We start from the raw sequence: 22,188 nt of genomic DNA on the forward strand, positions 1-22,188 counted from the left end.
CAAATAGTTATGTTAAAAATCTTATTAACTAGATTAATGGATTAATAAAAATGAATAAAAATATAAATAACTTTGAAAAATTAGCAACTACTAGTAACTACTCTTTTGTAGAAAACCTTACTAGTGACCCAGATGAAAAATTTCACGGGGAAAATAAAAATCCTAGAGAAGTATTTTCTGGACACTATGTATGTGTTGAGCCAACTGCAATAAAAAACCCAATATATATTTCACATAGTAAAAACTTTTTTGAACAATTAGGTTTAGATGAAAATCTTCTAAAAGAAGAAAACTTTATTAAAATGTTTTCAGGAAATTTATCAAGTGTACCAAGTCCTATGAGAACTAAAGGTTGGGCCACAGGATATGCACTATCTATTTATGGAAATGAGTATTATGCACAGTGCCCTTTTCAAACAGGAAATGGGTATGGGGATGGAAGAGCAATCTCTATTTTTGAAGCAGTTTTAAATAACAAAAGATGGGAGTTTCAACTAAAAGGTGCAGGAAGAACACCATACTGTAGAGGTGCAGATGGGCGAGCAGTTTTAAGATCAAGTGTACGAGAATTTTTAGCTCAAGAGCATATGTACTCTTTAGGTATTCCTACAACAAGGTCATTGACTCTGTTTACATCAAAAGAAGAACAAGTTCAAAGACCATGGTTTAGAGATGATTCTCATTCAAGAGACCCTGAAGTTATGATTGAAGAAGATGTTGCTATTACTACAAGAGTCGCAACTTCTTTTATAAGAGTTGGGCAACTTGAACTTTTTGGAAGACGTGCTAGAAAACATGAACATCCAAATGCTTTAAAAGAGCTAGAAGAGATAGTTTTACATCTAATTGATAGGGAATATAGTGAAACTATAGATGATAATTTAGATTTAGAAAAAAAAGTACTTTTACTAGCTAAACAGTTCCAAGATAGACTTACTTCTTTAGTAGCCAACTGGATACGAGTAGGATACTGCCAAGGTAACTTCAACAGTGACAACTGTGCAGCTGGTGGATTTACACTTGATTATGGGCCTTTTGGTTTTATAGATATGTTTGAACCAAACTATCAGCCGTGGACTGGAGGGGGAATACATTTTTCATTTTTCAATCAACCACAAGCTGCACAAAAGAATTTCAAATCATTTTGTTCTGCTTTAAAACCACTAATTATCTCAAACTTAGAATCAATAAATGAACTTGAAAAAATAGAAAATGATTTTCCTAAAATCATGCAATCAAAAATTGAAAAAATGTGGGCAAGTAAACTATGTATTAAAAAATTTGATTCTAAACTTTTTGATGAACTTATTAATCTGATGATTGAAACAAAAGTTGACTACACAATATTCTTTAGGGAATTATCAAATATACCAAAAGATATAACAGAGCTTGAAAAAAGTTTTTATACTAGTATTGAAAATGAAGATATCAAATCAAAATGGAATAGATGGCTAAAAAATTGGAACTCTTTACTAAACATAAATTCTAGTGAAGAAAAAGAAGAGCTTTCAAAACAAATGAAGCTTATAAATCCAAAGTATACTCTAAGGGAGTGGATATTAGTTCCTGCTTATAAAGAAGCTGAACAAGGAAATTACAATCTTGTAAATGAACTACAAGAGATAATGACAAATCCATATTCAGAACAAACACTTGAAATAGAAACTAAATATTATGCTAAAAAAGACTCAGACTTCTTTGGTATAGCTGGAGTTTCTCATGTGAGTTGCTCGTCGTAACTTGTCTTAATTATTTATACATTTATTATTCATCTTAAATATAGGCTAGTTAATATCATTTTTATATATGAGATTAACTAGGTACAAGCTATTAATCTAAATGATGAAGTTCAAATTCAAAAGATACACTACAATAATTAATATTATCTATTTTATTAATACTATTACTACAATCAACATGTATTTTAGTATCTAATGCATCTGCGATTATATTAGCAACATACAATCCTATTCCTTGCCCTTCTGAAATAATTTTTTTAACATTTTTACCTCGATGATATTTTTCAAATATATCACTTCTTTCTGCTGGAGTTAAATATGGGCTGAATGAGATAACTTTAATACTTGTTTTATCATAAGCAATATCATCAATTTGTATTTCAATATCTTGGTTTTCATGTGAATATTTAATTGCATTATCAATTAAAATAAACATTAGTGTTATAAAACTATGATATATATATAACTTATTAAAAGAATTCCCAACTATTCTAATTTCATTACTAGAAATACTTTTAAAAATTCTAACTAACTTATCAATTACTTTATATATATGAATTTGCCTAGTATGACCAAATGTTGCAGAATCTGGATTAGAAACAAAATCTATAACATTAAATTGATATTCTAGTAAATTAATTGCTTTATATATACTAAGAATATCAGGATCTGCATTTTTAATACAATTATCCAGATCTTTAGGAGTATCACAATTATTCTTTATATATGACTCAATTTTTCTTAAAATACTAGAATAAATTTTCTTTATATCATGAATAAAAATAGAATTGTTTTTTTCATTCTCATCTAACTTTTCATGATGTATATTCATATTTTCATTAACTTTTTCTACCCATCTTTGAACAGAATGTAAATTTCTGAAGTATATTTTAGATTGATATTTTTTTTTATCTGTTCTTGATAATCCATTATAATCATTTTTAAAACCATATACAATGAATATTTTCCCCTGAATAGTTACTTTAAAAGATAAAAGTTCTTTATGACATTTTTCAATATGATAATCTTTTTTATTTTTAACTTTCATGCATTGTTTACTTAAGCATTCGTTACATAATTCATTTTTTGTAAATAAAATCCCATCATAATGATTTTCTTTTACATCTAATATAGGATACAAGGAATACTTTATATGTTCTTCTAGCATTCTATTCATTATTAATCTTTTTATATATTTCACTTAAGGTGGTAAATATAGTCATTATTCCTGATGTATCAGCAATTCCAACTCTAATAACTTTTTTTATATCAAGAGTTTTTTCTTCCTTTATTGCTTTAACAATTAAGTTCTCTAACTTTTCCGCATCACTTGCATTATCAACCTGTGTCGTAATAATTTTTTGAAGTTGTTCAATTAAAATATTTGTTGAGTAATGAGTTAAAATAATTTCTTCTAACATTTCTTTTGTATCAAAAGAATTTATAGGTTTATTTAGAAATCCATCAGTTATTTTCCAAAATTCACCTTTACTAATATCATATGAACTTCCAGAGAATGCAATAATTATTTGTTCCTTATTTTTATTCTTTAATGACTTAAGAATATCTAAACCATCTTTTTCTCCTAATTCATTTTTATCTACTACTCCTTCAATATCAAGAATAATAATATCAAACTCATTGTTTTCTAGTCTCTTGAACTTTTTAGAATCAATTATATTCCAATATTCTAATGTAAAACCAAAGTCCTGCATTGTTTCCATAGGAAAACTATTACTATCATCATCAATAACTACAATTTTTATTCTTTTCTTCAAATCATTGACATCACTTAGTGGAATATCATCAAAAGTATATTTTTTACCAAAATTAAACATCACAACTCCATTAATACTATATATAATTATAATTTTATAATAACATATTATATATTTATAGAATTGAAAATAATAGTATTCTAAATAAAATATTTTAAATTTATAATATTATACATACTAAGCCAAAAATCAATTTAGTGAATTAGATTTTGAAAGAGTTCAAGGCAAATTAATTTTTTAGTGTAGGAGTTATCGTCTGATAATGACTATATTAAAAAATTGATTTAACGAAGGAATATTTTAAAAGATTGTTTAATAAATTGATTTCTTTTTTTCTGAAAGTAAAAAATGGCTCCGGCACCTGGAAATACCAAATAAAATCAATAGATAGCCTATATCATCGTAAATACAGACTTTCTATGACTTTTCTATTTTGTACTATTTAGTATCCAATAGTATTTAAAAACAATTTTTGGCAATCAATTTTTTTAAGTAAAAAAATTATTTTTCTTAATTTTAAAGAACAACCTTTTTTAAATTTTCAATACTCTTTCAATCAACTCAAATAAAGGACGAAAAGATTCAAATACTGATTCATCTAAATTACTATCATTAAAGATTTTCTCGGCAAATTCTTTTTTCAAATTCTCATTAATTTTATAATATTTTAATTTTTCAAGTTTTTCATTTAATTCAATCTTCCTGAAAACTTTTGATAATTCAGTCTTATCATTTCCTATAAGCTCAACAATTTTTTTATTTTCTCTATATTCTAAAATTCCATATTTATCTAAAAATTCTTTTGAATATAGATATTCAATTTCACAGAGTCCTTCTAGATCTTTATAGGGTAAAGGCAATAGTATTGCATAATGATTATCTAATGATTTAATTATTCCAATATTATTATCAATTCTCTTTTTTACAACTTTATTAAAGCTCTTTATTCCCGTATTATCTGCATCAAAAATTGCTATTATAGGATTAGTTGATATATGATTATTTACTTCTTTTGGAAAGTTTAATAAAGACCTTTCTAACTTAACTACTCCATTAAAAGGAATTATATTAAAGCTATGAGCCTTTTTATATAATACATTATATGCCTTTTCTAAATGTAGTTTATCTGTTTCTCCTTCAACAAAAAGAACAATCTGCTCTGGTTTCTTATCAATTTCATGTAAACTAATATCTTTACTTTCATTCTTTTGTAACTTTGAGTTAGTTGAAAAATACTCTAACTCTTCAGTAATATATTTAATTAATTGCCATTCATCAATATAGTTTAAAACTTCTTTTCTTTCTTCACTATCTTTTGCAACACTACTTTCTAATGGGTCATCAACATAATCATCTGGATACCATGTATAACCAAAACTAATTACTTCTTCATATGATAATTTTCCTCTTATAAAATCATAATAATCAATATTCTCTTCTAGTGAGCGACCTTTTATATAAATTTTAGACCTATAATAATCAACATAACTTTTATATATTAAATAGATAAGAGCTTTCAATTCAAATCTTGTTCGATTATAATTCCAATAATAATCTTCAAAAACAATATACTTATATATATTCTTTCCATTTAATTCTAATAACTTTATCTCGCAAATAGGATAAATATGCTGTCGGGATTCATTATTATTAACATTTACGTCGAATTCAAAGTCTTTTATAAAATGAATGTCATAATCATCATATTCTTTAGATATTGAGTTTAGCATTTTACAAAAACCTAAAATATCTTTATCAAAATGATGAATTTTGTACATATACTCATCTTTACCAAGTAACCAATTAATATTAACAGAAAAAAAACATGCAAGCCAATCTAATAATTCATTAGATATTTTATTTAATAAATTTTTCTTTGAAGATATATCATAATAGGTAATGTTAAATTTCTTCTCAATTACTATAGGTATTTCATTAATATGTATACCATGTAATTCAAATAAATTAAAGAATCTAGTCAACATTAAATCAACATTAAAGTCCATACTTTTTTCATTTGCCGTACTTGTTTCTTTTATTTCATAAATAAGTTCTTTTAATAACAAATTGGTTTCATCTATCTTTTCTGATAAGTTCTCACAAATACTATTTTTAAACAATTTAAAACTCCTTTTTAAGCTGTTACTGTTTATTTAATTACTAATGCAAAGTCTATTGAATTTTACAATAAATTTTTTATTAATTATTTCAAAATATATTTAGACTAAATTCATTGTATTCTTTACACTTAAACTCGTGGAAACCTTTCAAATAAATCATCTATATCATCTAAAGAGTTACTAGTTGAATAATTTGTATCTTCATTATCATTTACATAATTTTGATATTTGTCATAAGTATAGTCTGAAGATAATCTACTTTTAATATCATCTATTTCGATTGAACTTTTAATATCATATTCATCTATATCAATATTATTAAAGTATTCGATTCTATTTTCTATATCTTCATACAAACTATCAATTAAATCTTCTACACTATCATTAACCACCTCAAATTGACCTTCTTCATTCATAGATTCCTCAAAATCAACATCATGTTCATATATAGAATCAGCATCATTAATTAACTCTTCTTTCATATATTCGCTTATCAAATAATTTAATTCACTAGCTATTGAACTATCATCAATATTAAAATAATTATATAAGTTTATAGCACAATTTATTTCATCAATATCTTTATCAATTGCAAAAATTATATTATCAAAAAAATCAAAATTATCAATATTAAAGTCATCTACATCAAATAAATTTACAATAGAATAAAATTCTTCAACAAGTGTAACATTTGAATTCCCATTTATTACACCTTGAACTAATTTATGAAGTAATTTTATATCAATATTAAAGTCTTTAATCCTTATACATTTATCATATAAACTTATTAAATAGTTTGTATTATCAGAGACATTAGAATTCTTTAATAACTCTTCTAATATTGATGAATATAGAGTAGTATTGATTATTTGGTTTCTTTTTAAACTTGATAAGACAGATAATGAAGTATTATTTTGTAATGCTCTGAAATATAATTTTAGTTTTTTTTCTTCTTTAGAATATCTATTTAATACAAAATCAGCTATTGATGGATTGAATAATGTATAGTTATTATCAGAAAAAAATTTATTTCTATTTAGAAAATATCTTACAACTTTCTTGATAACAGTATTAAAATCTTTTGATTGATGTGATACTGATTGAATATTTGCTAATTCAATATATCTATTATAACTATCTATTAAAACCTCTTCCTTTATTCTATTCCCATTTAATACTGTTAGAACAATTAATATTCTCCCAAATTCATTTATACCTTCATCAAAACTGTTCTCCCATATATCTTTAGGATTACTCAATTTTTCTTTTACATACTTCCAATAATCTTTTACTTCAATATTTTCATCTGATATTCTTTCTTCATCAGTAATAAATTCAATTAATCTTGGATTGAAATTATTGTGATTAATAATATTTCTATATCTTTTTTCAAAAAATAACTCTTCTCGAAACTTGTAATTTAATTGACTAAAAAATAAATGATTATAAAGAATTCTTGCCTTATCTATATTTTTTAAAGATTGAATTTTTAAAATAAATTCATTTTTTTGAATTTTTCCGCTTTTAAATTTATCACTAAGTTCTATACCTTGATTGAATATATTTGTTCTTGTTGTAAGAATAAATCTTTTATTATTGTCTTTTTTTATTTTGTTTATAAATTTCATAACAGAAGAATCTGTTTTATTTTCAATAGCATTAAGATATGTTGCACCAAGAAAGTCATCAAAATAAAATATTTGTTTTACATCTTTCTTGTAAGCACTATGAGCATCATTCATTGAATCTTCTATATCATAGAATTTAAATCCTTCTTTTATATAGTGTAAACATATATTGTCTGCTAAAGTACTTTTACCTATACCTGCTTCACCAGCAATAATAAGTATATTTGTACTTTCTATTTTTTCAATAGCTTCCTTATGGTTATTAGTAATAACATAATACTTTGCTTTTTCTTTCATATCTTCAAGTAAAGACTCACTTCTATTCTCTAAAGCACTATTTATTATTCTATCCAAGACAGTTGTGCTACTTAACCATAGTTTATAATACTTTTTTTCTATTTCAGGATTACTTGATAGTATTGAATTCAAATCTTTCTTTCCGTAAATATCATTTTCATTTTTAATATGAGGATGAAATAAATCTTTAATTTCTTTTTTATTTTTTGCACTAAGAGATAAAGATGTAGTAAAAATATATTTAAAAGGATTTAAATTATTCACTTTATCTATTTCATTAATATTATTCTTTTTAGTTTTTAACGATGAAATCAATCCTGAATAACCTGTTCCAAGATAATGCTTACACTGAATAATCTCAGTATTTCCATCATCATATATAAATCTACCATCTATTCCACCATCTCTTCCTGCTTTAAATGTTTCAAATCTTTGACCTTTATCAATAGAAATTAGTTCTATTGATAAATCTTCAAACTCTTCATCATTTAAAGTTGAAAAATCATAATCACTCATAAAGTCACCTTTTTATAAAAACCACAAACTAACTATTTATAATTCATTTTTATAATTCATTTTATTATAATAGTACTTATGAGTAAATTTTATAACTACCTAAATCAAATAAAAACACCAAATCTGAAATATATAGAAGGATGGATTCATAAAAAAGAGTATGTGAAAAATACTATGGATTTATATTTTGAAAATATAGCCAATAGTGATTTTAATATATTTTCCAAGTCAGAATTAAAAGAACTAGAATATTGGTTATTTGATGTTTCAAAAAAAAGAAGAGACTTAATATACTCAAATTATCCATATAACAAACACTTAGAAAGTGAAGCTATTAAATTTAATGATAGTATCATTTTAAAAGAGTGCTTTAATTTACTAAATTTTATTACAAATTATCATGAAGCATATATTATTAGAACAAAACATGAAGATGATTTAAAAGATACTATTTTCAATGTTAGTTTTGATAAAAGAAAAATGAATCAAAGATATAAAAAGTTTGAATCTATTTCTAATAATCTAAGACTTAATAGAAAAGATAAAGCTTCATATACTTTAATAAAAAATATTCTAAAACTACTTACTACAAAGAAGTATGAAAAAAGAGCTAAGTTTTATATCTACACTATTGCCCTAAACTTTAATGTCATTAATTGGGAAAAATTAATATCTTTAAATAAAATAGATGATGATGTAGTCAATATTTTATTTAAAACTATTGATTATTTTATGTATGAGAACTATTCAGAGAATAAAATAAAACACTCTTCAATGATTATAGTATATACATTTCTTACAAAAAGAATGTGTCTAAATGAAAATGATTCACTTGATTTAACTAATCGCTTATGTAATGATATACTCTATGATTTAGATTCAAGAAAAGACTATACAAAAAAAGAGTTATCACAAGATATTTATGTTCATAGTGTATTTAACTATCTTCCTATCTTTTCACATTATAATAAAAAGAATAAACCCATCTATACAAAACAAGAAGAAAAAAAACTTGCTAAAACTATTCAAAATAAAGCAATATCTATTGATAAAAAACTAAAATCATACCCTATTGATGAATTTATAAATATTTTTAGAAATGCTCATATTGATTATATAAAACTCGAATTGATGTATCTTTACAGTACTAAAAACGAAAAAAGTTAATCTTCCTAAACAAAAAAAGTCATTTCTATCATTCTAAAATCTAATCTATAATCCTCCTTGTAATTACATTAAAAGATAACGCGTTATCCAAACAACACATAAAGGATAAACAATGTTAAAACTAAAAGGAATACTAATTAATACAATTGGTAAAAGCAAGTATAAGAAAGATGATGGATTAGAAGTTGAAACAAAAGCAAAGCTTCAAATCTTAGCAGAAGTAGTAAGAGCAAATGGAACAAAGGTAAAAGAGCTTCACACAATTTCTATTCCTGATTCAAAGATTGAGTTATACAAAGGAAAAGAGAACAAAGAGGTTGAAGTTGATGTAGGAATCATATCATCTAAGTATAGTTTCTATGGTCTTTAATCTATGGGGACACTATTTATAAAAAATCTTGATAAACGGAGGTTTATTAAATTTTTTTAAAGGTGTCGCAACAAAAAAGTTAGGGGTTATTAGTAATACCCCTTGCTTAAACACAAGGAGAAAAAAACATGAGTGAAATAAAAAAACTTTATGGCATTGATACTTTATATTTCTTCTTTGAATCTAATGAAAATTATGATGATTTATTTTTAGATATTTTAGACCAAATAGAAGATATAAAAGGAAAGTTTGAAAAAAGAGAAATTGAATATGAGAACAATGATATATCTATTACTATAGAAGATATACATTTAAACTATTTAGGAAAGAAAGAAGGCTTTTATTGGTTTAAAGATTTAAATGAGTTTTTTAGAATTGGATTTAAAGACAAGTATAAAAACAGAGGTTTAAATGATATAAGAGTACAGCTTCAAGGAAATGGTATTTATACCCTTGGTATTAGTTCCTTGATAGATTTATTAAAAGATATGCTAAAAGGGTATATAAGTGATTATATACCAGTTACAAGAGCAGACATAAACTGTTTTATACAGTATGATTTATCTTTTATTTCAAAAGATATGTTTAGTACAAGAAAAAGAAAGTATTCAACTATAAATGAGATAGGAGATGCAAACAGTACACAAACTATCTATGTAGGAAAAGAACCATTTAAACTAAGAATTTATAATAAAGGTTTAGAGCTTAAAAAGTCAAAGAAGTATGAGCTTATGAATGAGTACTTTTTAAACAATGACCTTAGTTTAGATGAACCATTATTTAATATAGAGTTTCAAATGAATAGAACTCATTTAAGAGCCTATGAGATATTAACAGTAGAAGACTTACTACATAATGCAAAGAATCTATTTAATCAAGCTATGGAAGATATAAGACTAATAGATACTACATCTATTACAGAGGATACTTTAAAGCATAATAAGTATAAAGCAAAAACTCACAGCCTATGGCAAGAGGTAAAAGATGAGTTTAATATAGTCTCTTTCTTACAATCAAGTATTTGTTTAAAAAGAGTAAAAAGAAAAGTATCTATTTATGATGAAAACAAATTTGAGTTTGAATATATAGCTTTACTTAGAAAAGCATTTATAAATAATTTACTAATAGATAGTGAATACTTATCTAGCTTATTTATAAAAGCAAAAGAATCACAAAATAAAACAACCTCAAATAAAGAACTAAAGAAAAGATATATAGATATAGAAGTTATCAATCCTGATAACTCAAAACAACATCTTAGACAATTAGAAGATAAGACAATAATTGAACCAATTAAGACTATATCTGTATCAACACTAAGTGATTATGATTTACTTAGATACTTAGAAAAGGTTCAACTAACCCAACATGAATCAAAAAGGAATAAAGATATTTATGAAGTTGCACTAAAAGAAGCTCTTAAAAGAGATTTAGTTCCTAATGTTTCAACTAAGGAGGTGCATTATGAGCATTAAACCTTTTAATACTTTTTTAAAAAGTATAAACAGAAATGAGGGTTACACCCCTCCCCTAAACAGATAAAAGGATTTTAAATGTATATCTCATTTGAAACCCATGAAAAAATAAACACTATATTAGAAAAAATCAATACTCTTGAAGAAAAAGTATCTAATGAAAAGAAGTGGCTATCTGTAAGTGAAACAGCTAAGTATATTAGCTACTCAGAAGAGAGTATTAGAAAACTAATTAGGTCTGGGGAGTTTGTTCAAGGTGTACATTTTCATAAAAAGATAAAAAAGCTTATCTTTAATAGATATGAACTTGATAAATGGATTGAAGGAGAAAGTCCAAAGACTACTACAAATCTAAATATAGATGAAACTATTGAGGAGATTATATCTTCTATTAGAAAATAATATTTTGATTATTTAACTATTATGGATTATAATTACATTTGTATTTATGATGATAATGGTTATCTGAAAAAGGATAATCAATGTCAAAAGTAAAATTGAGAATAACAAAAACAAAAAATGGAAGTAAATATTTAGGAGTAGACTTTGTCGATGATGAAGGAAGAAGACAAAGAAAATCACTTGGTTTGCCTGCTACAAAAGAAAATATTAGAAAAGCAGAAAATCATATTATTCCTAAAATGCTTTTAGCACTTGAAGAAAATACAAGTGAGTTCTTTCAAAGTAAAATGTTAACAGTTGATGAATTTATTCATACATCAATAGAGATGCATAAATCATATAGAAATGAAGATACAACTGCTGATTATAAAAGTATCTATAGGAATCATATAAAAAGTGTTTTCGGACACAAAAGAATATATGAGATAAAACCATCTGACTTAAAAAAATGGCAAAGCGATTTAATAACAATTAAAAAACTTAGTCCTAGTAGAGTTAAAACAGTTAGAAAAGTAATGTCTAGACTTTTCAATGATGCTATAGATGATGAGATTATAGATAAAAATCCTCTACTTAGAGTAAGAGCTCCTAGAGTTGCTCCTCCTGAAATACAACCTTTCAAAATTGGAGAAATTAAAATTCTTCTATCTAATGCAGAAGGACAATTTAAAAACTTTCTTGCAACTGCATTTTTTACTGGTGCTAGAAGTGGAGAGTTAATAGGCTTAAAATGGGAAGATATAGATTTTGAGAAAAAAGAAATCACTATTAGAAGAAGTATCAAAATGGGTCTAATAAGACTTCCTAAAACTATTAATAGTATTAGGACTATTGATATGATTGATACACTAATCCCATTTTTAAAAGAACAATATGAAAGAACAGCAGATATAAGTGAGTTTGTCTTTTTGAATAAAGAGGGTAATCATTATTATGATATTAAAAGGTTAAGAAATACATATTGGAAAAAACTTCTTGCAAAATGTGATTTCAAATATAGACCTATATATCATACAAGACACTCTTTTGCAACAATGATGATAGAAAATGAAGATATCCTTTGGGTAGCTAATATGATGGGTCATATTGACTCTACAACAACCCTATCTAAATATGCTAGATACATGAAGAAACCGCATATTAAAAGAGGTGTCTTTTTAAACTCTATTATCTAGTTTGGCAGTCATTTTGGCAGTCAAAAACTCATTTACTCTCTTTTTTAATTTCTTGTATATTTTTAATAGTATTTTTCTCTAATATCACTTGAATTATAGGTTAAATTACAAATTTTGGCAGTCATTTTGGCAGTCGTTTGTCAATCACTTATTGTTCTTTTTTTAAAGAGTGAAAAAAATTATTTTTATAAGAAATTAAAAGTATATAAAAAATTTGTCAATTGTTGGCAGTCAAACTGGCAATCAATGAAAAAATTAAGGTGGGAATATCCTATTTGTAGGGGTTACAATAAAAAGTGGCTCCGGCACCTGGATTCGAACCAGGGACCAAATGATTAACAGTCATCTACTCTACCACTGAGCTATGCCGGAATTTGTTTTGAAAAAAGTTTTAAATTTAAATAGTGGCTCCGGCACCTGGATTCGAACCAGGGACCAAATGATTAACAGTCATCTACTCTACCACTGAGCTATGCCGGAATCTATATAAAATTTAAAATTGTTCATCTAAAAGAATGATAAGTGGCTCCGGCACCTGGATTCGAACCAGGGACCAAATGATTAACAGTCATCTACTCTACCACTGAGCTATGCCGGAATCTATTCTTCCTCTTAAATGGGTTGGAATTATAGTAAAAAATACTTGATTTGTCAAGTGATTTTTTATAATTTTTATAATTTTCTATAAAATTTAACTCCACTACTATCTACAAGCGTAACTTCTTGATTTTTTAATAGCTTTTCTAAGCTCATTTTACTATCACTATCAAACATATTATCTATGTCTTCTTGTGTTAAAGGTCTTCTTTTTAACATTGCTTTTATTTCTTCTTCTGAGAAATTTGATTCAAGTTTTGGTCTATTTTTATAAGCAATATTTACATTAATACCTTCAAAGTTATTTGCAATATTTTCTAAAGTCTCAAAAGAGACTGGTTTTACATTATATGCTGGTGGTCTATCAATTGTACCAATGTCCACTCTATGTGGTTTGATTTTCTTAATAGCTTCGTAAAGAGCTATTATCTCTTCTTCCTTGTCATTTAGTGTTTTTACAAATAAAACCTCTAATACAAGTATATTATTAGTCTCTTGGCTAAATTTAGCCATATGATCAACTATTTTCTCAATATCAATTCCATCATGTATTCTATCAAGCTTTTTAAAACACTTTTCACTTACACAATCTAATGATAACTTTACAGTATCAATTTTAAGAAGTGCCTTGTAAATTTTTTCATCATAGATTGTACTTCCATTTGAAAGAATAAGAGTCTTTGCATCTTTTTTTATTTTATTAAGTTCATCAACTAATTTTTCTAAATCTGGATATAAAGTTGGCTCACCATTTGCAGTTATTGTAATAACATCAATTTTAGGATGTTTTTCGAAAGAAGCTTTTACTTCTGAGACTACTTCTTCTACACTTGGATAAGTTGTCATAGTATCAACTGTTTTAGCTTTTTCAAGCTCACAGTAAAGACAGTCAAAATTGCATTGTTTTTTTGAAGGGGAAAGGTCTATTCCTAAAGAGATTCCAAATCTCCTTGAAGGAATAGGACCAAAGATAATATTATTTGAATAAGACATTTACTTTTTTGAAACTCTTTGACACTCACTTACAAAGTGTTTTGCATTTTCTACTGGAACATCAGGTAAAATTCCATGTCCTAGGTTGAAGATGTGACCTTCACCTTGCATTACATTTTGAATAGCTTCTACACATTGTGTTGTTGCTTCTTTTGAGTATAGTCTACAAGGTTCCATATTTCCTTGTAATACATACTTATCACCAAGTTTTTCTTTTGCTAGTGCCATTGGAGTTCCCCAATCTACACCAAATACATCAAAGTTTCCGTAAACTCCACCTCTTTCGATAAATGCAGCTACTCCTTTAGGGAACATAATAACTGGAATCTCTGGGTATTTTTCTTTAATATACTCAGCAATCTCAACCATATACTTCCATGAAAATTCGTCATATTTTCCAGGTTCAATTGCAGCAGCCCATGAATCAAAGATTTGAACAACATCAGCACCAGCTTCAATTTGCTTAATCATATAATGTTTAACTACGTCAGTTACTTTTCTTAAAATTCTATGTAAGAATTCAGGGTTTGAATACATCATCTTTTTACAAATGTTATATGTCTTTGTTCCTTGTCCTTCAATCATATAAGTTGCTAAAGTCCAAGGTGCACCTGTAAATCCAATAAGAGCTTTATCTTCTGGTAACTCTTGTTTTAAAAGTTTAATAGTTTCATAAACATAAGTTAATTTATCAGCAGCTTCTTCACCACCAATCAATCTATCTAAATCCTCTTCTTTTTCAATTGGGTCATTGAATTTAGGACCAAAACCTTTAATAAACTCTAAATCCATTCCCATCTCATCTGGAATAACAAGAATATCACTAAATAAAATAGCAGCATCAACACCAACAATATCAAGTGGTTGAATAGTTACTTCACAAGCTTTTTTAGGGTCGTGGCAAAGGTTTAAGAAGTTACCTGCTTGAGCTCTTACTTCCATATACTCTGGAAGATATCTTCCAGCTTGTCTCATCATCCATACAGGAGTGTAAGGAGTCTCTTTTCTTAAACATGCATCTACAAAAATTTTTGACATCTATTAACCTTTAAAATCTATTTCTTTTCTTCTTTTTTACCAACTTTACCTAAGAAGTAAAGTCCTACTGATAATGCAGCAACAGCAAGTGCGAAATAAAGCATTTCTAATGCACCATTATATTCTGTATGTAAAACTCTTTGGAAGAAGTTTACAACAAGAACCATTACTATTACTTTTGCTATTTTATCTTTTAATTGATCTAGTGAAGTGATTGTTAATACTCTTTGTTCATCTTGCATCTCTTGAATATGCTTTATAGGAGATATGAAAAGTTCATAAATACCAAATGAAAAGATTAACATAACAACAGCAATTAGATATAAATCAACTGCTCCAATAATACCACTTACTAAATCTTCGTGAAAGTTTTCAGGATGAGCACTAGTAACTATCGTATCAAAGGCATATTTTGCTACAACAAAAATATCCATACTAGCGATTACAAATAGTACTACTGCTCCTAATAATCCAAAAAGTACAGCTAGAAGAACAAGGTATCTTGACTTCCACATTGCACCTTCAAAGATTTTTTCCATCATTAAGCTTCATTCTCCATTTCAACCCACTTAAGTCCGATTCTTACAGCATTTGTTGCTGCTCCAACTCTTACTTGGTCTGCTACGTTAAAATAGTGTACTACATTTGGAGAATAAACATCTTTTCTAATTCTACCTACATAAGTAGTATCAGTATCAGTTGAAATGATTGGCATTGGATATGCATTGTTTTCTAAATCATCAATAACTTCAACATTTTCAAATCTTTCTAATGACTCTCTTACTTCGTTTACATCTACATCTACATCATTTTCAAATGTAACTGTGATAGATTCAGAGTGAGATCTTAATACTGGAACTCTAACACAAGTTGCAGCTACTGCAATCTCTTTGTGCATGATTTTTTGAGTTTCATTAATCATTTTCATCTCTTCTTTAGTAAATCCATTTGGTTGAGCTACGTCAATTTGTGGAATTACATTAAGAGCAATTTGGTGAGCAAATGCTTCTTTTTGAGACTCATCTAATTTAAATGCAAAGAAGTCTTGCATTTGTTTAACAAGTTCTTCCATACCAGTTTTACCAGCACCAGATACTGCTTGATAAGTTGATACATCAACTCTTTTGATTCCATACAACTCATCTAATGGCTTCAATGACATTACCATTTGAATAGTTGAACAATTTGGGTTTGCAATAATTCCTGTTTCTCTCCATTTTGCAATATCTTCTGGATTTACTTCTGGAACTACTAATGGAACATTTGGATCCATTCTAAAGTGACTTGTATTATCAATAACTACTGCACCTGCATCAACTGCAAATTTTGCAAATTTTTCAGATACACTTCCACCAGCACTAAAGAATGCAATATCTACTTCTTGCTCTTCAAAAACAGTATCAGTTAACTCTAAAACTGTATACTCTTTTCCTGCATATTCGATTTTGTCTCCAGCACTTCTAGCACTTGCTAGAGGAACTAAGTTATTGATAGGGAAATCATACTCTTTTAAAACTCTAAATAGTTCTTCCCCAACGGCACCAGTAGCACCAACGACTGCTACATTAAATTTTCTCATTATTCATTTCCTTTTTCGTCATTGTTTATATCTAAACCATCGTTTTGGTTTTCACTTGTTTCTTCATTTTTATCTGAAAGGTTAAACTCATTTAAATCAATACCATCCATAGTATCTGCATTTTCAATGCTTAACTCTTCATCTTCTTCTTTTGGACATTTTGCAATAGATACAACTTTATCTTTTGCATCTACATTCACAATGATTACACCAGAAGTATTTCTTCCAGCTTTTCTAATTGTTTGCATATCAACTCTAATCATCTTACCAATAGATGTTAATGCCATTAAGTCTTGTGTTTCATCTACAAGTACAGCACCAATTACATTTCCAGTTTTTTGGTGAAGTTTCATAGAAATAACACCAGAACCTGCTCTATTTGTAAGTCTGTATTCATCTACAGTTGTTCTTTTTCCAATACCTTTTTCAGATACTGTTAATAACTCATCTTGGTCATCTTCTATAATTTCTGCATCAACTACGAAGTCAGTATCATGTTTAAACTTAATACCTCTTACCCCTCTTGTAGTTCTTCCTTGCTCTCTAGTTTTCTCAATATCAAATCTAATACATTGACCTAAGCTTGTGAAAATCATTAAGTTTTGAGTTTCAACTGTTGTAATCTTAGCTGTTACAACTTCATCAGCATCATCAAGAACGATAGCTCTTACACCATTTGATCTAATGTTGCTAAAGTCTTTTAATGATGTTCTTTTTACAATACCATTTCTTGTAAAGAATGCTAATGATTTAGACTCATCGAAATCTGATGTTGGTAAAATAGCCATAATTTTCTCATCAGCTCTTAAGTTAATTAAGTTAACTACTGCTTTACCTTTTGCAGATCTACTTCCTTCTGGAATTCTATATACTTTTAACCAGTATAACTGACCCATATTCGTAATGAACATTAAGGTATCATGGGTATTTGAAACGAAGAACTTCTCAATGAAGTCATCTTCATGAGTGGTTACGGCTACTTTACCTTTTCCACCTCTTCTTTGTTTTTCATAAGATTTAATTGGAACTCTTTTTACATATCCGTTATGAGTAATAGTAACTACCATTGGCTCATTTGGAATTAAATCTTCAATATCAATTTCGTCATATGAATCTTCAATCTCAGTTCTTCTCTCTTCAGAGTATTTTTCTTTAATTTCTAATAATTCATCTCTGATGATTTCATTTAATTTATCTTCAGATTTTAAGATAGCTTCTAACTCTGCAATAAGAGTTAATAACTCTTGGTACTCAGCTTCTAGCTTATCTCTTTGAAGACCTGTTAATCTTCCAAGTCTCATATCTAAGATTGCTTGTGATTGAATTGGGCTTAATCCAAATCTATTTTGTAAGCTCTCTTTTGCTTCAGCATCAGTTGTACTAGCTCTAATAATTTTAACTACTTCATCAATATTGTCTAATGCAATTTTTAGACCTTCTAAGATGTGTGCTCTTGCTTTTGCCTTTTCTAAATCAAAAATTGTTCTTCTGATAATTACAGTTTTTCTATGAGATAAGAATACATTTAATAACTCTGGTAAAGTAAATACTTTTGGCTCTTTGTTATGTACAGCTAAAAGAATAATACCAAATGTAGTTTCCATAGGAGTTGACTTGTAAAGGTTGTTTAATACAATTTCACTCATTGCATCTTTTTTAAGCTCAATTACAACTCTAATACCTTCTCTATCTGACTCATCTCTAACTTCTGAGATACCTTCAATATGTTTATCTTTTGCAAGTGTTGCAATTTGCTCAATAAGTCTTGATTTGTTTACTTGGTATGGAAGCTCATCTAAAACAATAACTTCTTTTTTACCCTTAGTTTCAATATGGTGTTTTGCTCTAATTTTTACTCTTCCACGTCCAGTATTATATGCATCAATAATACCTCTTCTTCCAAAGATTGTACCACCAGTTGGGAAATCTGGACCTTGAATAAATTGCATTAACTCATCTGCAGTAGCTTCTGGATTATCAATTACGTGAAGAATAGCCTCTAATAACTCATCTAAGTTATGAGGTGGAATCTTTGTTGCCATACCAACAGCAATACCTTCTGAACCATTTAATAAAAGAGTTGGAACTCTTGTTGGTAATACATCTGGTTCTCTCATAGTATCATCATAGTTAGGAACAAAGTTAACTGTATCTTTATCAATATCTTTTAAGATATCTTCAGAAACTTTAGTCATTCTAGCTTCCGTATACCTCATAGCTGCCGCATTATCACCATCAATAGAACCGAAGTTACCTTGTCCATCAACTAATGGTGCTCTCATTGAAAAATCTTGTGCCATTCTTACTAATGCATCATAAACAGAACTATCTCCATGTGGGTGGTACTTACCGATTACGTCCCCAACAATCCTTGCTGATTTTTTATATGGGCTTCTTGAACTCATATTTAAATCATGCATTGCGTAAAGGATTCTTCTGTGAACTGGTTTTAAACCATCCTTTGCATCAGGTAGTGCTCTACCAATAATAACACTCATAGAGTAATCTAAATAAGAACTCTTAATACTATCTTCTATATTAATATCGATTATGTCTTGATTTTCAAAAAGGTTTTCCATTAATAAATGCCTTTGTTCTAAAATTTAGATATTTTATCTAAAAAAGGCTTAGTTTTCGGTAGTTTTAAGCAAAAAAAAAGGATGAAAGTCAAAAACTCCCATCCTTTTTGTTAAATAATCTATAAAATTATAGATTGTTCTATTTTTTATAATTTACGATGATATTATAAACTTCATCTTTTAGTTGTAATTTCTCTTTTTTCTTCTTTTCAACTTCGAATTGATCAGCATGATTTTTTTCCATTTCTTGGATTTCTTCATCTAATGCATTATGTTTTTCAAACACTTTTGCGAAATGCGCATCTTTTTGTTTTAATTCAGTTATTTCTTCTCTATATTCATGAAACATTCTCAATCCTTATATTGGTTTATTAAATAATTATATCACCCTAGGACTTAATTGTATTTAAATTTAAGTTCTATAGTCAGCATTAATTTCAACATATTTATAACCTAAGTCACAACCATATGCTGTAAATTTACCCTCACCTATTCCAATATCACATAAAACCTTATATTCACACTTTTTAAGTACTTCAGCAGCCTTTGCTTCACATACTTCATCAAAAAGAATAACTCCCTTTTCAAAAACTTTAACATCATTGTATGAAATAGTTAGTTTTGTTTCATCACACTCAATTTGGCTTGCACCAATAGTTGAAGCTATTCTTCCAAAGTTTGGGTCTTCCCCAAAAAGTGCAGTCTTAACAAGTAAAGAGTTAGATAAAGCTTTTGCAGCTTTTTCAGCCTCTTCATCACTTCTTGCACCTACTACTTCAAAGGCAACAGCTTTTTTAGCACCTTCGCCATCTGCTACCATTAACATAGCCATATCATGCATTACAAGTTTTAAAACCTCTTTAAAAGCCTCTTTGTTATATGCATTTGATTTTTTGTTAGCTAATAAAAGAACTGTATCATTTGTAGATGTATCACCATCTACAGAAATTGCATTAAATGAAGTATGTGAAGCTTCATTTAAAAGCTCTTTCATATCTTCTTTAGGAACAGCTGCATCAGTACAGATAAAACAAAGCATTGTTGCAAGGTTTGGATTTATCATCCCTGCACCCTTTGCAACTGCCCCTATTTTAAATGAGTTCTCCTCATCAATTTTTACTTCATACATACAAGTTTTTGGATATGCATCAGTTGTCATAATAGCTTCTGAAAGATTTTGTCCACTTTTTGAACTTAAATCAAAAGAGTTAGCTCCTACAATAATCTTCTCTTTTGGAAGAGGATTTCCTATAACTCCAGTTGAACTCATAATTGGATTTACAATATTATGATTTATAGAAGAGAAAATTTCATTTATATCATCAATTCCTCTTTGTCCTGTCATTGCATTTGCATTTTTTGAATTTATAAGTACAAAGTTTGACTGGAAAGCTTTTTCATACATTTGATAATGTTTAAGTGGAGCAGCTTGAAATCTATTTTTAGTAAAAACTGCTTCTACTTCACAAAGTGTATCTGAATAAATAAAGCCTAAATCTTTGTTTCCATTTGGTTTTAATCCTGCATGAATACCATCACAGTAAAAACCATCAATTTGGTCTATGAAACCTTTTATTGGTAGAATTGTAAACATTTTTATAAATCCTCTGGTTTTTCTTCTAAAGAGATAATTCTTTTTGCTTTAGAGATTGCTTTTTGATTTCCAACTAAAAGTAGTTTTGATTCTCCTGTTATTATAGTAGAACCTTTTGGCATTTGGATAAATCTTCCTTTTTTCTCTGTAATTCCAATAACAGATACTTTGATTTTATCCCTTAACCTTAAATCTTTAATCTCTCTATTAATTACCCATGAGTTTTCATTTACATAAGCTTCTTCCATATCAATAGGAGTATCTCTTTTATATAAAAACTCTTCAAGTACATTTTCCATCTCTGGTCTAATAGCCATAGCTGAAACTCTTTTTGCCATAAGAGAAGGAGTTGCAACAACTTTATCAGCCCCAAGTTTTTTAAGCCTGATTTTCTCATTTTGCGTTTCTGCATTTGAAATGATTAAGAAAGGACTTCTACCTAACTCTTTTTCATATAATCTAACAGATGCAATAAGAGTAATATTGTTTGAGATATTCTTTGATAATGAAATAACTCCCTTAGCTGAACTTAGGTGTGATTTTAAGAAAGCATCCTCTTTATAAGGCTCTTCTTTTACAAAATATGGATAGTTACACTCTTTTGCAATCTCTTCTAAATCATCACTTGGATCTACAACAACAAATGGAATATGGTTTTCATTAAACTGCTTTGCTAATTGAGCAGTATACTCATTATGATAAAAAATCACAAAATGTCTTCTAAGTCTTGCTATCTTGTAAAGCATTCTTCTTTCCTTTAATAATTCTCTCAAGGTACCATTTGTTATTACGTCAATTACAATACCCACAGCAAAAATTAAACTTGCGAAACCTGCAAGCATTAGACATACTGTAAATACAATTGTAACATTTTTGAAATTTGCTTCGTTTAATGCACCAAAACCTGTGTTAGTTAAAGTATAAGCTGATTGAAAAATGGCATGCATAATTGAATAATCTTCAAGATATACATAACCCATAGTTCCTATCATTAAAACAACTTGAATTAAGATTAAAGGAAGTCTTATTGGTTTTAGTTTTGAGTAGATTAATGGATTTAAATCATATTCTGGTTTAGCTGAACGTATCTCCCAGCCAAGAGCTTTTTTTATTCGTTTAAAAATGCTCATGAAAGCACTTT

General features: G+C 27.7%; 18 protein-coding genes and 3 tRNA genes. 6 read left to right on the forward strand and 15 right to left on the reverse strand.

What is annotated here, in order from left to right:
• Nucleotides 1-50 precede the first annotated feature (50 nt).
• On the forward strand, nucleotides 51-1,739 hold the full coding sequence (locus tag CRV02_RS00445) for a protein adenylyltransferase SelO family protein (RefSeq protein WP_129088679.1): 1,689 nt from the start codon (nucleotides 51-53) through the stop codon (nucleotides 1,737-1,739).
• Between the two features lie 91 nt (nucleotides 1,740-1,830).
• On the opposite strand, the gene CRV02_RS00450 is transcribed toward CRV02_RS00445, so the two are convergent.
• The 4 genes from CRV02_RS00450 to CRV02_RS00465 all read right to left on the reverse strand — a co-directional run bounded on the left by CRV02_RS00450 (nucleotide 1,831) and on the right by CRV02_RS00465 (nucleotide 8,078).
• Nucleotides 1,831-2,916 carry an ATP-binding protein gene (locus tag CRV02_RS00450; protein WP_129088680.1) on the reverse strand — a complete coding sequence of 362 codons (1,086 nt, stop codon included), beginning with the start codon at nucleotides 2,914-2,916 and terminating at the stop codon, nucleotides 1,831-1,833.
• On the reverse strand, nucleotides 2,909-3,577 hold the full coding sequence (locus CRV02_RS00455) for a response regulator transcription factor (RefSeq protein WP_129088681.1): 669 nt from the start codon (nucleotides 3,575-3,577) through the stop codon (nucleotides 2,909-2,911). The genes CRV02_RS00450 and CRV02_RS00455 overlap by 8 nt, the downstream gene beginning before the upstream one ends.
• 473 nt (nucleotides 3,578-4,050) lie before the next feature.
• Nucleotides 4,051-5,637 carry a hypothetical protein gene (locus tag CRV02_RS00460; protein WP_129088682.1) on the reverse strand — a complete coding sequence of 529 codons (1,587 nt, stop codon included), beginning with the start codon at nucleotides 5,635-5,637 and terminating at the stop codon, nucleotides 4,051-4,053.
• A 128-nt stretch (nucleotides 5,638-5,765) separates the two neighbouring features.
• Complete coding sequence (locus CRV02_RS00465; RefSeq protein WP_129088683.1) at nucleotides 5,766-8,078, reverse strand: hypothetical protein; 2,313 nt, start codon at nucleotides 8,076-8,078, stop codon at nucleotides 5,766-5,768.
• Nucleotides 8,079-8,156: 78 nt separating this feature from the next.
• Between CRV02_RS00465 and CRV02_RS00470 the strand changes: the two genes are divergently transcribed.
• The 5 genes from CRV02_RS00470 to CRV02_RS00490 all read left to right on the forward strand — a co-directional run bounded on the left by CRV02_RS00470 (nucleotide 8,157) and on the right by CRV02_RS00490 (nucleotide 12,667).
• The gene (locus CRV02_RS00470; RefSeq protein ID WP_129088684.1) at nucleotides 8,157-9,245 is read left to right on the forward strand and encodes a hypothetical protein; all 1,089 of its coding nucleotides are present in this window, start codon (nucleotides 8,157-8,159) and stop codon (nucleotides 9,243-9,245) included.
• A 112-nt stretch (nucleotides 9,246-9,357) separates the two neighbouring features.
• Nucleotides 9,358-9,615, forward strand: a complete 258-nt coding sequence (locus CRV02_RS00475; RefSeq protein WP_129088685.1) for a hypothetical protein — start codon at nucleotides 9,358-9,360, stop codon at nucleotides 9,613-9,615.
• Nucleotides 9,616-9,743: 128 nt separating this feature from the next.
• Nucleotides 9,744-11,090, forward strand: a complete 1,347-nt coding sequence (locus CRV02_RS00480) for a hypothetical protein (RefSeq protein WP_129088686.1) — start codon at nucleotides 9,744-9,746, stop codon at nucleotides 11,088-11,090.
• A gap of 78 nt (nucleotides 11,091-11,168) precedes the next feature.
• The gene (locus CRV02_RS00485) at nucleotides 11,169-11,492 is read left to right on the forward strand and encodes a helix-turn-helix domain-containing protein (protein WP_129088687.1); all 324 of its coding nucleotides are present in this window, start codon (nucleotides 11,169-11,171) and stop codon (nucleotides 11,490-11,492) included.
• Between the two features lie 80 nt (nucleotides 11,493-11,572).
• On the forward strand, nucleotides 11,573-12,667 hold the full coding sequence (locus tag CRV02_RS00490) for a site-specific integrase (RefSeq protein ID WP_129088688.1): 1,095 nt from the start codon (nucleotides 11,573-11,575) through the stop codon (nucleotides 12,665-12,667).
• Between the two features lie 297 nt (nucleotides 12,668-12,964).
• On the opposite strand, the gene CRV02_RS00495 is transcribed toward CRV02_RS00490, so the two are convergent.
• From CRV02_RS00495 to CRV02_RS00545, 11 genes are all read right to left on the reverse strand, one after another.
• Nucleotides 12,965-13,039: transfer RNA gene (locus tag CRV02_RS00495), tRNA-Asn, on the reverse strand.
• A 33-nt stretch (nucleotides 13,040-13,072) separates the two neighbouring features.
• Nucleotides 13,073-13,147 (reverse strand) — tRNA-Asn (locus CRV02_RS00500).
• Between the two features lie 43 nt (nucleotides 13,148-13,190).
• Nucleotides 13,191-13,265, reverse strand: a tRNA-Asn gene (locus CRV02_RS00505).
• Nucleotides 13,266-13,339: 74 nt separating this feature from the next.
• A complete protein-coding gene (locus tag CRV02_RS00510) occupies nucleotides 13,340-14,257 on the reverse strand; it encodes a radical SAM protein (protein WP_129088689.1) in 918 nt (305 codons plus the stop codon).
• Nucleotides 14,258-15,295 (reverse strand): uroporphyrinogen decarboxylase, encoded by a 1,038-nt coding sequence (hemE, locus tag CRV02_RS00515; protein ID WP_129088690.1) that lies wholly within the window; start codon nucleotides 15,293-15,295, stop codon nucleotides 14,258-14,260.
• Between the two features lie 17 nt (nucleotides 15,296-15,312).
• Nucleotides 15,313-15,837: a YqhA family protein gene (locus CRV02_RS00520; RefSeq protein WP_258239195.1), complete on the reverse strand. Its 525-nt coding sequence runs from the start codon at nucleotides 15,835-15,837 to the stop codon at nucleotides 15,313-15,315.
• On the reverse strand, nucleotides 15,837-16,874 hold the full coding sequence (locus CRV02_RS00525; protein ID WP_129088691.1) for an aspartate-semialdehyde dehydrogenase: 1,038 nt from the start codon (nucleotides 16,872-16,874) through the stop codon (nucleotides 15,837-15,839). Before CRV02_RS00525 ends, CRV02_RS00520 begins: the two co-directional genes overlap by 1 nt.
• The gene (gene gyrA, locus CRV02_RS00530; protein ID WP_129088692.1) at nucleotides 16,874-19,453 is read right to left on the reverse strand and encodes a DNA gyrase subunit A; all 2,580 of its coding nucleotides are present in this window, start codon (nucleotides 19,451-19,453) and stop codon (nucleotides 16,874-16,876) included. Before gyrA ends, CRV02_RS00525 begins: the two co-directional genes overlap by 1 nt.
• A gap of 139 nt (nucleotides 19,454-19,592) precedes the next feature.
• Nucleotides 19,593-19,802, reverse strand: coding sequence for a YdcH family protein (locus CRV02_RS00535; RefSeq protein WP_129083691.1), 210 nt, complete (start codon nucleotides 19,800-19,802; stop codon nucleotides 19,593-19,595).
• Between the two features lie 63 nt (nucleotides 19,803-19,865).
• Nucleotides 19,866-21,047, reverse strand: coding sequence for a bifunctional glutamate N-acetyltransferase/amino-acid acetyltransferase ArgJ (gene argJ, locus CRV02_RS00540; protein WP_129088693.1), 1,182 nt, complete (start codon nucleotides 21,045-21,047; stop codon nucleotides 19,866-19,868).
• Nucleotides 21,048-21,049: 2 nt separating this feature from the next.
• Nucleotides 21,050-22,177 (reverse strand): TrkA family potassium uptake protein, encoded by a 1,128-nt coding sequence (locus CRV02_RS00545; RefSeq protein ID WP_129083693.1) that lies wholly within the window; start codon nucleotides 22,175-22,177, stop codon nucleotides 21,050-21,052.
• Between the last annotated feature and the right edge of the window lie 11 nt (nucleotides 22,178-22,188).

The organism is Arcobacter sp. CECT 8989, from assembly GCF_004116715.1.
GTDB lineage: Bacteria > Campylobacterota > Campylobacteria > Campylobacterales > Arcobacteraceae > Halarcobacter.

Coding starts and splice junctions, on each gene's coding strand:
- gyrA (WP_129088692.1), bottom strand. CDS start 19,453: ATGGAAAACCTTTTTGAAAATCAAGACATAATCGATATTAATATAGAA.
- CRV02_RS00510 (WP_129088689.1), bottom strand. CDS start 14,257: ATGTCTTATTCAAATAATATTATCTTTGGTCCTATTCCTTCAAGGAGA.
- CRV02_RS00470 (WP_129088684.1), top strand. CDS start 8,157: ATGAGTAAATTTTATAACTACCTAAATCAAATAAAAACACCAAATCTG.
- CRV02_RS00520 (WP_258239195.1), bottom strand. CDS start 15,837: ATGATGGAAAAAATCTTTGAAGGTGCAATGTGGAAGTCAAGATACCTT.
- CRV02_RS00450 (WP_129088680.1), bottom strand. CDS start 2,916: ATGAATAGAATGCTAGAAGAACATATAAAGTATTCCTTGTATCCTATA.
- hemE (WP_129088690.1), bottom strand. CDS start 15,295: ATGTCAAAAATTTTTGTAGATGCATGTTTAAGAAAAGAGACTCCTTAC.
- CRV02_RS00535 (WP_129083691.1), bottom strand. CDS start 19,802: ATGTTTCATGAATATAGAGAAGAAATAACTGAATTAAAACAAAAAGAT.
- CRV02_RS00455 (WP_129088681.1), bottom strand. CDS start 3,577: ATGTTTAATTTTGGTAAAAAATATACTTTTGATGATATTCCACTAAGT.
- CRV02_RS00465 (WP_129088683.1), bottom strand. CDS start 8,078: ATGAGTGATTATGATTTTTCAACTTTAAATGATGAAGAGTTTGAAGAT.
- CRV02_RS00485 (WP_129088687.1), top strand. CDS start 11,169: ATGTATATCTCATTTGAAACCCATGAAAAAATAAACACTATATTAGAA.
- CRV02_RS00525 (WP_129088691.1), bottom strand. CDS start 16,874: ATGAGAAAATTTAATGTAGCAGTCGTTGGTGCTACTGGTGCCGTTGGG.
- CRV02_RS00480 (WP_129088686.1), top strand. CDS start 9,744: ATGAGTGAAATAAAAAAACTTTATGGCATTGATACTTTATATTTCTTC.
- CRV02_RS00490 (WP_129088688.1), top strand. CDS start 11,573: ATGTCAAAAGTAAAATTGAGAATAACAAAAACAAAAAATGGAAGTAAA.
- CRV02_RS00545 (WP_129083693.1), bottom strand. CDS start 22,177: ATGAGCATTTTTAAACGAATAAAAAAAGCTCTTGGCTGGGAGATACGT.
- CRV02_RS00445 (WP_129088679.1), top strand. CDS start 51: ATGAATAAAAATATAAATAACTTTGAAAAATTAGCAACTACTAGTAAC.
- CRV02_RS00475 (WP_129088685.1), top strand. CDS start 9,358: ATGTTAAAACTAAAAGGAATACTAATTAATACAATTGGTAAAAGCAAG.
- argJ (WP_129088693.1), bottom strand. CDS start 21,047: ATGTTTACAATTCTACCAATAAAAGGTTTCATAGACCAAATTGATGGT.